Annotated in this window: 12 protein-coding genes and 1 pseudogene; 4 read left to right on the top strand and 9 right to left on the bottom strand. The window is 66.9% G+C overall.

Annotation, left to right across the window (positions count from 1 at the left end):
• Window positions 1–15: 15 nt before the first annotated feature.
• Entirely contained in the window at window positions 16–612 is a 597-nt protein-coding gene (locus GJV80_RS23500) for a carbohydrate ABC transporter permease (RefSeq protein WP_230208041.1), read from the bottom strand.
• A 14-nt stretch (window positions 613–626) separates the two neighbouring features.
• Between GJV80_RS23500 and GJV80_RS23495 the strand changes: the two genes are divergently transcribed.
• Window positions 627–818: a hypothetical protein gene (locus tag GJV80_RS23495; protein WP_230208040.1), complete on the top strand. Its 192-nt coding sequence runs from the start codon at window positions 627–629 to the stop codon at window positions 816–818.
• 157 nt (window positions 819–975) lie between these two features.
• Here GJV80_RS23495 and GJV80_RS02135 read toward each other — a convergent pair whose 3' ends face one another.
• From GJV80_RS02135 to GJV80_RS02105, 8 genes and pseudogenes are all read right to left on the bottom strand, one after another.
• Window positions 976–1,905: a carbohydrate ABC transporter permease gene (locus GJV80_RS02135; RefSeq protein WP_154686501.1), complete on the bottom strand. Its 930-nt coding sequence runs from the start codon at window positions 1,903–1,905 to the stop codon at window positions 976–978.
• A gap of 89 nt (window positions 1,906–1,994) precedes the next feature.
• Complete coding sequence (locus GJV80_RS02130; RefSeq protein WP_154686500.1) at window positions 1,995–4,199, bottom strand: alpha-galactosidase; 2,205 nt, start codon at window positions 4,197–4,199, stop codon at window positions 1,995–1,997.
• A 61-nt stretch (window positions 4,200–4,260) separates the two neighbouring features.
• On the bottom strand, window positions 4,261–4,944 hold the full coding sequence (locus GJV80_RS02125; protein ID WP_230208039.1) for an adenylosuccinate synthetase: 684 nt from the start codon (window positions 4,942–4,944) through the stop codon (window positions 4,261–4,263).
• Between the two features lie 71 nt (window positions 4,945–5,015).
• Window positions 5,016–5,147 (bottom strand): annotated as a pseudogene (locus GJV80_RS24865) (hypothetical protein); the annotation flags it as partial.
• A gap of 34 nt (window positions 5,148–5,181) precedes the next feature.
• A complete protein-coding gene (locus tag GJV80_RS02120) occupies window positions 5,182–6,024 on the bottom strand; it encodes a TrmB family transcriptional regulator (protein ID WP_154686499.1) in 843 nt (280 codons plus the stop codon).
• Window positions 6,025–6,065: 41 nt separating this feature from the next.
• The gene (locus tag GJV80_RS02115; protein ID WP_154686498.1) at window positions 6,066–7,718 is read right to left on the bottom strand and encodes a CocE/NonD family hydrolase; all 1,653 of its coding nucleotides are present in this window, start codon (window positions 7,716–7,718) and stop codon (window positions 6,066–6,068) included.
• 26 nt (window positions 7,719–7,744) lie between these two features.
• On the bottom strand, window positions 7,745–8,815 hold the full coding sequence (locus GJV80_RS02110; RefSeq protein ID WP_154689960.1) for an HD domain-containing protein: 1,071 nt from the start codon (window positions 8,813–8,815) through the stop codon (window positions 7,745–7,747).
• 92 nt (window positions 8,816–8,907) lie between these two features.
• Window positions 8,908–9,360 (bottom strand): PPOX class F420-dependent oxidoreductase, encoded by a 453-nt coding sequence (locus GJV80_RS02105; protein WP_154686497.1) that lies wholly within the window; start codon window positions 9,358–9,360, stop codon window positions 8,908–8,910.
• A gap of 237 nt (window positions 9,361–9,597) precedes the next feature.
• Between GJV80_RS02105 and GJV80_RS02100 the strand changes: the two genes are divergently transcribed.
• From GJV80_RS02100 to GJV80_RS02090, 3 genes are all read left to right on the top strand, one after another.
• Window positions 9,598–9,945, top strand: a complete 348-nt coding sequence (locus GJV80_RS02100) for a MarR family winged helix-turn-helix transcriptional regulator (protein WP_154686496.1) — start codon at window positions 9,598–9,600, stop codon at window positions 9,943–9,945.
• The gene (locus GJV80_RS02095; RefSeq protein ID WP_154686495.1) at window positions 9,942–13,751 is read left to right on the top strand and encodes an ABC transporter ATP-binding protein; all 3,810 of its coding nucleotides are present in this window, start codon (window positions 9,942–9,944) and stop codon (window positions 13,749–13,751) included. The genes GJV80_RS02100 and GJV80_RS02095 overlap by 4 nt, the downstream gene beginning before the upstream one ends.
• Window positions 13,752–13,908: 157 nt before the next feature.
• On the top strand, window positions 13,909–14,649 hold the full coding sequence (locus tag GJV80_RS02090) for a hypothetical protein (RefSeq protein ID WP_154686494.1): 741 nt from the start codon (window positions 13,909–13,911) through the stop codon (window positions 14,647–14,649).
• Window positions 14,650–14,652 lie beyond the last annotated feature (3 nt).

The following is a 14,652-nucleotide window of genomic DNA, read 5'->3' as shown; positions in this document are numbered from 1 at the left end:
TTGACAGCGCCCGCCTCACTTGATGCCGGAGAAACCGATGGAATTGACGATCCGCCGGGCGAAGACCAGGAACAACACCAGCATCGGCAGTGCCGCGACAAGGGTTGCGGCCATCAGCCCGGCCCAGTCCGGACCGGTGTTGGGGGTCTGGGATTTGAAGACCGCGAGTGCAACGGTCAGCACCCGGGACCTGTCGGTGTAGGACACCATCAACGGCCAGAAGTAGTCGTTCCAGCTGGTGATGTAGGTCAGCACCGCAAGCGTGGTGATCGGGGCGGCCGACATCGGCATCACCAGGCGGAAGAAGATCCCGACCTTGCTGGCGCCGTCGATCAGGGCCGCTTCTTCGATCTCGTTGGGGATGGTCGCGAAGAACTGCCGCAGGAAGAAGATCGCGAACGGCGAGATCAACATGCTGGGCAGGGCGATGCCGATCAGCGTGTCGATCATGTGCAGTTCCTTGATCAGCACGAAGTTCGGCAGGAAGGTGAAGATCGCCGGAACCATCAGCCCGGCCAGGAAGATCGCGAACACCGCGCTGCGCAGCCGCCACTTGAGCCGGGCGAACGCGTACGCCGCCATCGCCGAGAAGAACACCTGGCCCGCGGTCACCAGACAGGGAGACGATGACCGAGTTACGCAGATACAGCCAGAAGTTGATCGGCTGGCCGGCGCCGCCGGCAGCGACAGCTGCCGCACCGGTCTGCCAGCCGAAGACCCGCTTGAACGAGTCCAGCGAGAAGCCGACCGGGAACGGATCGGAAGGATGGGTCAGCAGATCACCGTTGGACGACAGCGCGGTCCGGATGATCCAATAGAACGGTGCCAACGTGACGACCATGATCACGACGATCACGACCCAGGCGATCACCCGGCCGATGCTGACCCGCTTGCGGCCCGCTGGTGCGATGGCCGGCGGCGTGGAGCTCGTGGTGACCTCGGTAGGGGCAAGTGTTGCCATTGGTCAGTCCCCTCTCAGGCCAGGTCCGTTTGTCCGGCACGGGTCAGCCGGTACTGGATGAAGGTGACGATCATTAGCACGATCAGCAGCGCGACCGACAACGCAGACGCGTAGCCGAAGCGGAAGCGACCGAACGCCATGTCGTAGATGTAGTACTGCAGCACGCGTGAAGCGTCCACCGGTCCGCCCTGGGTCGTGACCGACACGGTATCGAAGACCTGGAACGAGCCGATGATCGAGATGATCAACACCAGAGCGAGGATCGGCCGCAGCAACGGCAGGGTGATGCGGACGAACATCTGGGGCTCAGTTGCGCCGTCGGTCCGGGCTGCTTCGTAAAGCTCCGGCGGGATCGTCTGCAGGCCGGCGAAGATCAGCAGCGAGGTGTAGCCGACGTAGCGCCAGACGTTGACCAGCGCGATGGTCGGGATAACCCAGGGCCCGTCGGTGAAGAAGCCGATCGGGTTGATGCCGATCAACTTCAGCAGCTCGTTGAAGATGCCGAGATTGGTATCGAGGATCCACAGTCCGACCAGGGCGGCGACCACGTTGGAGACCAGGTACGGCGTCAGGATGATGCCGCGGACGACCAGTGACCGGGTCAATCGCTGCATCATCACAGCGATCACCAGCGCGATGATCGTCTGGACGCCGATGTTGATCACCACGTACTCGAGGGTGACCTTGAGCGCGTTCCAGAAGACCGGGTCCAGCACCATCTGCTTGTAGTTGTTCAGACCGTTCCAGGTGGCCGGCGTGAGCAGGTTGTAGGACGTGAAGCTCAGATAGATGCCACGGATCAGCGGCCAGATCAGGAAGACCAGGAAGCCGACCGCGGCCGGGGTGATGAACAACACGGCCAGACGGGTGTCATCGGTCCGCTTACGCGGTGCCGTGCCACGACTGGCCGCCTTGTTGGCTGGCGAGACCACGTGAGACGCCATAGATGTGCTCCTCTTCGGTACGGCACGGGGCAGCGTCACTGCTGCTGCGACGCTTATCGGTGCAGCTATCTGTTTTCAATCGGACATTTTCAATCGGACAGTGGATCCACTCGGAACAGCACCGCCTGCTCCGGTGGCAGGCTCGGCGGCTGCACGCCCACCGATGCCAGGGCCGCCCCGGTGAGATCGATGTACGGCTTCTGCGGCGACCACCAGGGCGGTGCGAACCGGTCGAGCGCAGGCTCGAGACTGATGATGCCCACCCGGTAGCGGCGATCCCGATCCAGACCGGGCAGCCGGACCAGACCGGTGGCGTTGACGTCGGAGCGGGCGACGGAGGCGATCGAGAAGATGCCCCGGCTGCGGTCGGGGGCAACCACACCGTTGGCGTACACGCTGGTGTCCGGATAGTCGACGCGGAGCAGGTCGCCGCGCAACAACAGCCCTCGCTCGGCCTTGAAGAATTCGATCCAGCCGCGCAGCTGGTCCAGTTCGTCCTCGGTCGCCTGGGTCAGATCCCATTCAATGCCCAGGTGGCCGAAAACGGCGGTCGCGGCGCGGAAACCGATGTCGTGGAACCGGCCGGTCGTGTGCGATCGTCCGGAAGCGATATGACTGCCCATCAGCTCCGGCGGGATCAACTGGGTGGTCCAACGGTTCATCTGCTGCCGGTCCAGCGGGTCGATGTTGTCGCTGACCCAGACCCGGTCGGTGCGTTCCAGGATGCCGAGGTCCACCCGTGCGCCGCCGGAGGAGCAGGACTCGATCTCCAGACCAGGATGGGCCGCCTTGAGCTCGTCGATCAACCGGTAGGTCGCCAGCGTCTGGGCGTGTACGCCGGGGATCCCGGTCGGCGAGGTCCCGGCGTCGACCAGATCCCGGTTGTGATCCCACTTGATGTAGCCGATGTCGTACTCGTCGAGAATCGCCGAGATCGCGTCGCGGATGTAGTCGTAGCACTCCGGGATGCCGAGATTGAGCACCTGCTGGTGACGCGCTTCGACCGGCAGCCGGCCACCGGTGGCCATCACCCATTCGGGGTGGGCACGGGCGACATCTGAGTCGAGGTTGACCATCTCCGGTTCGAACCACAGGCCGAACTGCATGCCCAGGCCGGTGACCTTGTCGACCAGCGGATGCAGGCCGTCGGGCCACACGTCGGCCGAAACCGTCCAGTCCCCCAGGCCGGCGTGGTCGTTGCGCCGGGCACCGAACCAGCCGTCGTCCAGCACGAACCGCTCGACGCCGAGCGCTGCAGCGCGGTCGGCCAGTTCGAGCAGTTTGGGCAACGAGTGGTCGAAGTAGACGGCCTCCCAGACGTTCAGGGTGACCGGCCGCTCCGCATCGACGTGCTGCGGGCGGGCTCGAAGCATCCGGTGGAAACGCCGGGCGACCTGGTCGAGGCCGATACCGTAGCTGCCGTAGATCCACGGGCTGGTGTAGCTCTCCCCCGTCCGGAGCACGACCTCGCCGGGCAGCAGCAGTTCTCCGCCGCCGAGCACCTGTTCACCGGTGTAGCTGCGTTCGGCGTAGTGGGTGTGGTTGCCGCTCCACCCGGTGTGCACGCCCCAGATCTCGCCTTCGGTGAAGCTGAACCCCGGCGTGCCGACGTGCAACACGGTCGCCGCGTCGGCTCCGGTGCGGCCATGTCGGCCCTCACGCAGGTGGGTGCCGACCACCAGTTCGCGGCGTTGTGGCGTGCGTTCCTTGCCCCAGCGGCCGGCGAAGTCGAGGATCTCCCGTGCCACCGCGGGCAGCGGATAGGCCAGCACCAGATCGTCGAGCTGGTAGTCGGCGTTCTCGCCCGTCGCTGTGTTGGTCAGCTCGGCGCGCATCCGGACCACGCCGCCGGTGCAGAGTTCGATCCAGACCTTCAGCGCCAGTCGGGCGACGTCGTCGGTGGCCTCGACGAGCAACGCCGCCGGTCCGGCCGTGACCAGCGGGGTCTCCCCGCCCGGCGTCACCTCGATCGGTGCACCGTCGAGGGAGGCCGCGGTACCGGTGAACTTCGGCGACCAGTCCCTGCCCTGCCGCGAACCGCTGATCCCGGGTCGTCCGGTCCAGGCGGCGTGCTGCTCCGGCAGGACGGCGTGTTGCGTCGGGTGGTCGGTGCTGCTGGCGTACCGACCGGGTGCGGTTGCCGCGGCGATGGCTGCAGCGTCCTGCGCCGTCAGCTCGCCGAGGTCTGCTCCCCAATGCAGGATGACCGGCAGTCCACCGGTGAGCTCCACGAGCAGCGCTGTGCCGTCGCTGCGCAACAGAATTCGCAGGTCAGGCAGGACTGTTTCGGGCAACAGAGCTCCTTTGGCCGAATCGCAACCGGGTTTCTTTCGGGCTGAAACATACTCCCGACCCCTACTCCGTCCACAAGGGGATCATGTCGTCCAGTCGCGGACCGGTGTCGAGCATTGTCACCGGCGCTCCCGTGGCGCGCTCCACCTCGGCGATCACCCGGCGCACCCGCTGGGTGATGGCGCCGACGGTCCGACGTCCGCGGATGGTCGGGTCGAGGTGATCGCAGAAGGTCAGGGCAACCCCGGTCGGACCGTTCAGCGAGGCCGCATAGCCGAGCAGGTCGTAGTCGATGGCGTCGGCTTTCCGCCGCGGTCGGCCGGTCACCACGCCGTACTCGGCGATCCCTCGGCGTTGCGCGTCGTCGGCGGTGATCTCGTTCGGCAGCGGTCCCTCCCCGACCCGGGTCGGCAGCGCCTTGACCACCATGATCACCTGCGTCAGGTGTCGCCAGTTGAGTCCGACGTCGTTGATCGCTGCGGCACTGGTGCAGTTGCCCGAGGTGGTGTACGGGTAGTCGTCGCTGAGTGCCAGCGACAGCAGGGTGCCCTGCGATCCCTCGACGATCACCAGTGAGTCGGGATCGGCCGCGATCCTGTTCGCCTCTGCGGCGACGTCGCCGAGATAGGGACCGAGCTCCGGCACATCGCGGGCCTGTTTCGCCTTACGCAGCACGAAATCCGCGCGGGCCGGGCCGGTACCGGTGCAGGTCGTGCCGATCGTCCTGGCCAGGTGATCATCGGCCATCTCCCGGGCGATGTGAGCCAGCCGGTGGGCAGCTGTCTGGCACGGATCTCCGTGCCGTCGTCGAGGGTCACGCTGGCGCCGGCGTTCGTCCCGATGCCGGCGCGCACGGCCAGGGCTGCGTTCTCCCGGCGTGCCAGATAGGCACAGGTCTTGCCTTTTCCGGAATCGCCCCACAGGGCGTCGACGATGACTGTTGCGGGCATGGTTCTTCCTTCGAGCGTTGGGATTCAGGTGGGATCAGGTCAGCAGATCGCTGACCTGCTCGTCAGCGCCGAAGCCGACGATGGAGATCAACTGTTCGGCCTGTTCGGCCGGCAGGAACCGTGACCGGAGCCGTACCAGATGCCGGCCGAACTCACGTTCAAGATCATCGGCGAACCGCTGGTAGATCGCCGCCAGGTAGGTCTCGTCCCTGATCAACTTCTCGACGATTCCCACCAGGGCCGGATGTTCGGTGAAGACGGCGCCGGCGGGCTCGTCCAGCGAGCCGATCAACGCGGTGCGGTGATCGACGGCGACATGCAGCAGGTGGCCGCCGACGGTGTCGGCGGGCTCCTCGTGGGTGAACACCTCACCGACGTCGAGCCCGGTGTCGCCGAAGACGTTGACAACGACTTGGCAGCCGGAGGACGACGCAGCGCGCAGTTGTCCGGCGAGCCAGTCCAGATCCTCGCTCCACAAGGAGATCGCGATCCGACGTCGAGCGTCGCCGACCAGCGCGGCGGTTCGTTCGATCACCGCATCGCGTCCGCGGAGCGAGTAGAACCCGGCGGGCTCCGTGCGTGCGCCCAGCGCGGCAAGATCAGCGATCAGGCCGTCGGCCTGTTCGGCGGTCCGGCGCTTGATCCGACCGAGGACCTCGGCCGGTGGCTGGGCGACGAACCTGGCCGGGGCGTTCTCCGACACCTTGTCGACGATATTGCGGTCGGTCAGCCCGGCGAGCACCTGGTAGACGTTCGCGCGCTGTAGCCCGGCCTGCTTGGCGATCTCGTAGCCGGTTGCCGACGGATGTTGCAAGAGGGCGAGGTAGACCCTTGCCTCCTGGGACGAGAAGCCCAGGGCAGTCAGTCGTTCGATCACGTACGACTACCCTAGGCCACCCGTAGTAGTTACTGCAACTACTAATGCACCGAGAAGACCGGCAGCGTGATCCGGGACGGAAACTCCCGGCCGTGCAGGATCTGGGTCCGGCCGGGCACGGTGTCGACCGCGTCGGCCACCGGCTCTCCGGTCTGGTGGTTGCGGATGTAGTTCGGGAAGCCGCCACCGCTGACCTGGACACGGACCCGATGCCCGGCGCGGAACCGGTACGCGGTCGGAGTGAGCCCGATCGCCACCCGGCGGGTGCCGAGATCATCGTCCGGCCGGTCTGCGAGACGCAGTCGGCGGAGACCTTCGATCACATTCAGCGACCGGCCGCCGGGTTCGACGTCGCAGACCCGGACGAACACGTCCGCGTCGGGATGTTCGGTGCGGACGAAGATCTCCGCAGCTGCATTGCCGATCACGTCAAGATCATCGGTGAGCGCCGGCGTCTGATAGGTGAGAACGTCGTCCCGGCGTTCGATGCCGCGATTGTCCAGCTGCCCACCCGGAGCACCCAGCAACGCTCCCCCGACGGTGGGGGTCGGATCGGCCGGATCGTAGCTGAACGCCCGGATCGCCTCGTTGTCGCCGATCTGCCTGCCGAGCCCACCAGCGGGGTCGAGAAAATAGTCCTGCGGCTCGGCGGGGACCGGCCACTGGTCGAAGTCCAGCCACCGAGCCGCCTTCTGCAGGAAGATCCGTACCGGCGGTCTGGCCAGGATCGCCTTGTCGCCCAGCAACTGACCGACCATCCAGTCGACCTGATCACGAAACATCGGCCCGGTCGACGGGCGGTCGCCGTGCCACCACGGGCCGACGGTGATCCGGACGTCGGCCCCGGCCTGTTGCAGTTCGGCGAAGTCCTTCAACTGCTCGGTGAGGAAGATGTCGTACCAGCCGGCCAGCAGCGAGACCGGGGTGTCCAGATCGGCCAGCCGCCGACCATGATCAATGAAGTCCCAATGGTGATCATCGGGTTCGCCGTGTTCGAGGATCTCGTGCAGGAAGGGAATGTCCTTGCCGATCGAGGTCAGCGTCCCTCGGGACGCGGGCAGACCCAGCATCGCTGCGGCGATCCGCCGCGTGACCGTCAGCCTGTCCCAGAGCGAACCGGAATCCATCACGCCGATCGATGACGACCAGTCCAGCAGCAGCTGCCAGCCGACCGAGCCGCCCGGAAAGAAGGTCGGCCGGAAGTCGGCGGCGGTTATCCCGAGCGCCATCGCCGAAAGCTTCGGTTCGACATAGGGGCCAACAGCCCATTGGGTGTAGCCGACGTAACTCATTCCGGCGGTGCCGATCCGGCCGTCGCACCAGTCCTGTCCCCGGATCCAGGACACCGTTGCCAGGCCGTCGTCGGTTTCGTGATGGAACGGCTCGAAGTCGCCGTCGGAGCTGAAGGTTCCGCGGACGTCCTGGACGACGACCTGCAGCCCGCGCCGGGCGAGCGCCCGGGCACCTGTCCGCGCCCACAGCGTGCTCTTGTCGTACGGCGTCCTGATCAACACCACCGGACCGCGGCTGACCTCGACCGGACGGTAGTGATCAGTCCCGAGCCTGGCACCGTCCGGCATCGACACCCCGATGTCCCGTTCGACCACCACCCGCGCGGCTCGGGACGGGCCGAGGCCGAACCGCCTCTGGACAACGACGTCGAGCAACCGGTCGCGCAGCTCGTCGATGATCATCGAATCTCCTTGGGCCTGATCGGGCGTTACTTGCGATCGATGCCCCGGGGGAGCCGGTCGGGATCCCAGCCGAGTTGCTCGACGGCTGTCGCGAAGGCGTACCGATCGGTCATCCCGGCGACGTAACCCACCGCGGCGAGCACCTCGTCATCTCCGGCGTCCCGGGCACCGGCCGGCAGCCTGGCCGGATCGTCGAGGTAGAAGTCGACCAGGCCGGTCAACACGGCAACGACGGCATCGGACTGGGCCAGCGACTCCTGGCGGGTGTAGATCCGCTCGTAGTTGAACGTCCGCAACGCGGCCAGTGCGGCCGCATGATCAGCGTCCATCCCGATCTCGCCGTGCTCCCCGACTGTCCCGATTATCGCCCGGATGAACTCCGAGAGTTGCTCGCGTCGGGTCCGGCCAGCAACCCGGGTGACGTCGTCGGGAAGATCATCAGGGTTGACGATGGCGGCGTGGGCGGCGTCCTCAAGATCATGCGAGCAGTACGCGATCCGGTCCGCCCAGCTGACGATCTCGCCTTCGATCGTCGCAGGAGCCGGGCTCGACCAGGAGTGTCGGCGGATCCCGTCCAGCGTCTCCGCACACAGGTTCAACCCGACGAGGGTCACGTCGGCGCCCCACGGACCATGATCGAATCCGCCGGGAACGTACCGGTCGAAAGCATCCTCGCTGGCGTGACCGCCGGGACCGTGGCCGCAGTCGTGGCCGAGCGCGATCGCCTCTGTCAGCGAAACGTTGACACCGATCCCCCGGGCGATCGAACAGGCCACCTGCGCAACCTCCAGAGCATGCGTCAGCCGGGTGCGTTGATGATCACTGGGATAGACGACGACCTGGGTCTTGCCGGCCAGCCGCCGGAAGGCGGTCGAGTGAACGATCCGGTCGCGATCCCGCTCGAAACAGGTCCGTTCGTCGTCGGGCTGCTCCGGTCTCGCCCGGTGACCGGCGCCCTCGGCAAGCGTGGCGCCCGGCCGCAACAGCATCCGCTCACGTTCCTCGCGCTGCTCCCGCCCGACCAGCGCCGCCGGAGCAAGGACCGCCGCCGAGTCGCGGTGGGCGCGGACAACCACCCCGTCGCCATGCCCTTGCATGGTCGTCGCCCAGGCCCGGGCGCGGGGCGAGATCTCGTGCCGATCGCTCGCCGGGCCGGACCCGCCGTCGCAGTGATGATCAAGGTCGCCGGTCATTCGGGCATCCCGTACACGTGATCGACGCGGACGGTCAACACCAGTCGCCGGTCGGTGACCATCGCCTGCCGGTACTCGTCCCAATCCGGATGTTCCTTGCCGGAGACCGCGCGGTAGAGGTCGATCAGCGCCTCGACGGTCGGGTCAGCGGGATCTGCCGCGACCGGGCTGAGCTCGGCGGTGCCGTCGGCGACCGTGTACGGCCAGCGGTTCGCTGCGGTGATGTAGAAGCTCGCTCGCGGGTCCCGGCGCAGGTTGCGGGTCTTCACCCGGGTCTCGGTCAGTGACACCCGGAAGGTCGCCATGGCGAGGTCGAAGGCGTAGGAGACGTTGGTGATCTGCGGGCGGCAGTTCCGGCCGATGGTGGCCAGCGCACAGTTGCCACGGTCGCCGAAGGCGGCGAGCAGCCGCTGGGAGTTCTGGTCGTTGAGGTCACTGCGCGGTGCCATGGCGGCAGCGTAGCTGCGGCCATCGGCGGCCCATCGCCGGACGCACCCGACAGCTGCTCAGACCAACCTGAGAGCCCGCTGACCAACAGGGTGGCTAACTATTAGACTGTCTAACCATGACCGAAGGAGCGGATCGTGAGTTGCTGTCCGCACTGGACGCAACGCTGTGGTTGGCCCGGGTACTCGAGCGGACCGAATCGCCGCTGACGACGTCGCAGTTCCGGATCCTGCGGCGGGTTGCCGCCGGCGGCGCGCGCTGCGCGGCTGGCCGAGCGGTTGGCCGTGCGCAAGCCCACGCTGACCGCGATCGCCGACGGGCTGGTTGCCGCGGGGTACCTGGTTCGCGAGGCGGACAAGACCGACCGGCGGGTGGTCCACCTGCAGCTCACCGCCGATGGTGAGCGAGCCCTGGCGGACACGGAGCGCATCTACGCCGAGAAGTTCACCGAACTGCTGGACGACGCACCCGATCCGGATGCACTGCGCGGCCTGCTCGCCGGGCTCGAGGCGACCCGGGTCGCCCGCCTCACCAACAGCCACGACCGGCTGGGAGACCAACCTTCCGAAGGAGTTGCCCGCGCGTGACGCAGACGCTCACGACTGAAACCTCGGTTTCGAAAACCGCAGCCACAGGCGGCGTCACCGGCCGGCAGGCCGATCGGTGGATCCGCCGGATCGCCGGTTACTGCTGGCGATTCAAGAGCCAGGTGTTGATCGCGTTCGGCGCAGGAATCGTCGGCCAGACGGTGATGGTGATGTTGCCGCTGATCCAGCGGGAGATCATCGACCACGTCATCCTGCACCGGATCCAGCCGCTGATGCCCTGGGCCGTGCTGCTGGTCGTCGCCTCGGCCGCCGTCTTCGGGCTGACCTTCCTGCGTCGGTACACCGGCGGGAAACTCGCGGTCGACGTCCAGCACGCGCTGCGCAACGACGTCTTCGGCACCGTCACCGAGCTGGACGGCAAGCGGCAGGACGAGCTGGACACGGGTCAGATCGTGGGCCGGGCGATCTCGGACCTGAACATCGTGCAGGCGTTGTTGCAGATGCTGCCGAACATGACCGGCAACCTGGTGCTGTTCGTCGTGTCGATCACCGTGATGTTCCGGCTCTCACCGGTGCTGGCGCTCGTGGCGCTGGCCACCGTTCCCGCCCTGTGGTTCCTCGGCACCCGGAGCCGTTCCAAGCTGTTCCCGGCCAGCTGGTTCGCCCAGCAGTACGAGGCGGAACTCGCCGGCGCGGTCGAGGCAGCGACCACCGGCGTACGGGTGGTCAAGGGGTTCGGCCAGGAGCGGCAGGAGCTGAACCGGATCGACCGGATCAGCCAGCGGCTGTTCGGGGCACGGGTCCGGACCATCCGGCTGAACAGCATCTTCACCCCGGCCATGTCCTCGGTGCCGCAACTGGGCACGGTCGGGGTCCTGGCGTTGGGCGGGTTCCTGGCGATCCGCGGACACCTGACCCTCGGCACCTTCCTGGCCTTCTCCACCTACGTCACCCAGATGGCCGGACCGGTGCGGCTGGTCAGTCTGTTGCTGACCACCGGCCAGCAGGCCCGTGCCTCGGTCATCCGGGTCCTCGATCTGATCGACACCCGGCCAGAGATCAAGCAGCGGCCGGACGCCGCGGCGCTGCAGCCCGGACCCGGGCGGGTCAACTTCGACGACATCAGCTTCGGTTACGTCGCCGACCAGCCGGTGCTGGACGGCTTCACCCTGGCCGTCGAACCGGGTGAGACCCTTGCTCTGGTGGGCGGATCGGGATCGGGCAAGAGTACGGTCTCCCACCTGCTGCCGCGGTTCTACGACACCTGGCAGGGGTCGATCACGATCGACGGCCAGGATGTCAGGGACCTGACCTTGAAGTCGCTGCGCTCGGCGATCGGCATCGCCATGGAGGACAGTTTCCTGTTCAGCCAGAGCGTTGCGGCGAACATCGCCTACGGGCGCCCCGACGCCACGCGCGAGCAGGTGGAACAGGCTGCCCGTGCGGCGCGTGCCGACGGTTTCATCTCCGAACTTCCGGCCGGCTACGACACGGTCGTCGGTGAACAGGGATTGACCCTGTCCGGCGGCCAGCGGCAGCGGGTCGCCCTGGCGCGGGCGATCCTGACCAATCCGGAGATCCTGGTGCTGGACGACGCGACGTCGGCGATCGACGCCCGGATCGAGGCGGAGATCCACACAACACTGCACCAGCTGCTGCGTGGCCGCACCACCCTGGTGATGGCCCACCGCCGGTCGACGCTGCAACTGGCCGACCGGATCGCGGTCCTCGACCAGGGTCGGGTCGCCGACATCGGCACGTTTGCCGAGCTCGAGACGCGGTCACCGTTGTTCCGGACCCTGCTGGCCGGCCCGGAGTCGGACGAACTGCTCAACAGCGATCCGGCGCCGGCCGGTGTCAACGGGATCACCCCGGAACTGTGGGATCCGGACAAGCTGCCGAACGCGGCCGAGGATCCGTTGATGGCCGATCGGCTTCGCCGGGTCGGCGGCGGCACTCTGCGCGGCGGAGGTGGCGGCGGCCGCGGGCTGATGTCGGGGATGGCCGCAATGCCGCCGACACCGGAATTGCTCAGCGCCCTGGAGAAGCTGCCGCCGGCGGATTCCCGGCCCGACGTCGACCCGGAGTTCGCCCGCTCCAGTGATGATCATTTCCGGCTCGGCACTCTGTTGGCCAAGTTCCGCGTACCGTTCGTGGCCGGGCTCGTGCTGGTCGCGATCGATGCGCTGTGCGGGCTTGCACTGCCGGTGCTGATCCGCAACGGCATCGACGACGGGGTGAACCGGTCGATGATGTCCGCTGTGTGGCTGGCTTCGGGCCTGGCGCTTGCCGTGGTGTTGATCGATTGGGCCATCCAGATGGCATCGGTCCGGATCACCGGCGCGACCGGTGAGCGGTTCCTCTACACCCTGCGGGTCAAGATCTTCAGCCACCTGCAGCGGCTCGGGCTGGACTACTACGAGCGGGAGCTGGGCGGGCGCATCCTCACCCGGATGACCACCGACGTGGATGCCCTCTCGTCTTTCCTGCAGACCGGGTTGGTCACCGCCCTGGTCAGCCTGATGTCGTTCTTCGGCATCCTGGTGGCATTGTTGATCTTGAACATCAAGTTGATGATGGTGGTCGGCCTTGTGGTGCCCGTGCTCGTTGTGGCAACGGGGATCTTCCGCCGGGTGAGTGCCCGGATCTACCGGCTGGCTCGTGAGCAGATCTCGGTGGTGAACGCCGATCTGCAGGAGAACGTCGCAGGTCTGCGGATCACCCAGGCGTTCTGCCGCGAGGATCACAACGCCCGACGGTTCGCCGAGCTGTCCGACGCCTACCGGAGAAGCCGGGTGCGCGGCCAGCGGTACGTGTCGATCTTCTTCCCGTTCGTGCAGTTCCTCTCCAACGTTGCCGGCGCTCTGGTGCTGATCATGGCGTCGACGCAGTTCCACAACAGCCTGATCACTGCCGGCGGCCTGATCGCGTACCTGCTCTACATCGATCTGCTGTTCTCGCCGATCCAGAACCTGTCCCAGGTGTTCGACGGGTACCAGCAGGCCATGGTCGGCCTGCAGCGGATCCGCGACCTGTTGAGTACGCCCACCTCGACGCCTCCTCCCGAACGGCCGGTCGTGCTGGACACCGTGCACGGCAGGATCACGCTGGACAACGCGGTCTTCCAGTACGAGCGCGCCAACCGGCCCGCCCTGGACGGCGTCGATGTGGTCATCGCGGCCGGTCAGACGGTCGCGCTGGTCGGCGAGACCGGCGCAGGCAAGTCGACGATCGTGAAGTTGATCGAGCGCTTCTACGACCTGACCGGCGGGGCGATCCGGATCGATGATCACGATCTTCGTGATCTTGACCTGTCCCGCTACCGCCAGCACGTCGGCCTGGTGCCGCAGGAGAGCTACCTCTTTCCGGGCAACATCCGCGAGCAGATCGCCTACGGCCGGCCCGAGGCCAACGATGCGGAGGTCGAGGCCGCAGCGCGTGCCGTCGGCGCCCACGAGATGATCTCCCAGCTGCGTGGCGGCTACCTGGCACCGGTCGCCGAACGCGGCCGGAACCTGTCCGCCGGACAGCGCCAGTTGATCGCCCTGGCACGGGCAGAACTGGTCAAGCCGTCGATCCTGTTGCTCGACGAGGCAACCGCTGCACTTGACCTGCGCAGCGAGGCGATGGTCACCCGAGCCACCGATCAACTCGCCGAGGAACGGACGACGATCGTCGTGGCGCACCGGTTGACCACCGCCGCCCGGGCGGACCGGATCCTCTACATCGAGCACGGCAAGGTGGCCGAGGACGGCTCGCACGAGGAATTGCTGGCACGCAACGGCGGCTACGCGTCGCTGTGGCGGACCTTCATCGGCGATCCGGACCAGGCCTCCCACCTGTGATCGCGGTCCGGCGCAGGCGCTTGCCACCGATCACGGCATCTGAGGAAGAAGGCAGGTAACACCGGCCGAAGGTCCGCCACCAAAGAAACGTCACCTCGAGGAAACACGCGCAGAGTGCGCGTGACCGACCCCGCGAAGGAATCGAGGAGTTTCTGCAATGGACCAACTGGAGGACCGCGATCCGGACCCGGGCGATTCCGGTAAGCAGCACCGATCCGTCATCCCACGCCACCTGAGCCTGACGATCATCGCCGCCGCGATGGCCGTCGCGGGTCTGGCGATCCGCGAGACCCCGTTCGACGGCACATTCCTGCCGGCTTCCTGGCTCGTGCTTCGACCGCTGATGATCATCGTCGGCTCTACCGGCGCGCTGTACCACGGATGCATGGCCGTGATATCCCACGACGCCGACAAGGATCGTATGGACCGGGTTCCCATTGATCAGGAGCCCCTCGAGGAGCGGATCAGACAGTACGTCGAGCGGATCGATCTCGATCCCGGCACAGCGGTCACGCTGAATGACATCGCGCCACTTCAGGAATGGCAGTCCGAACTCCGGGCCGGGCACGGCCCGCGACTCATCGAATCGTTCGTACGCCGAACCGATGACCTGTTGGCCCTGCGCTACCCCAAAGCGCTGCCATTCCCGTTCGAACGGCTCTTCCGGGTCGGGCAATTCGAAGGCTGGTGGACGGCGTCCGACATGGTGCCGTACCAGACGGCCATCGGCTACTTCGCGCACGCAGCCGCGAGCGACCGTACCGTGACGACGACGGAGCTCGTCGCCCCTGCCGACACAACCGCGCAGGCAGCCGCCGTCCTTCGCGCCACGCTCACGGTCACGCTCGGGATCTTCCGCTTCGTGCAGGGCCATCCCGCCTACCGCACGGATCAGTGAGTC

The organism is Microlunatus sp. Gsoil 973 (assembly GCF_009707365.1).
Classification (GTDB): domain Bacteria; phylum Actinomycetota; class Actinomycetes; order Propionibacteriales; family Propionibacteriaceae; genus Microlunatus.
Note: the sequence above shows the minus strand (reverse complement) of the source record. Positions and strands in the feature narration are given on the sequence as shown.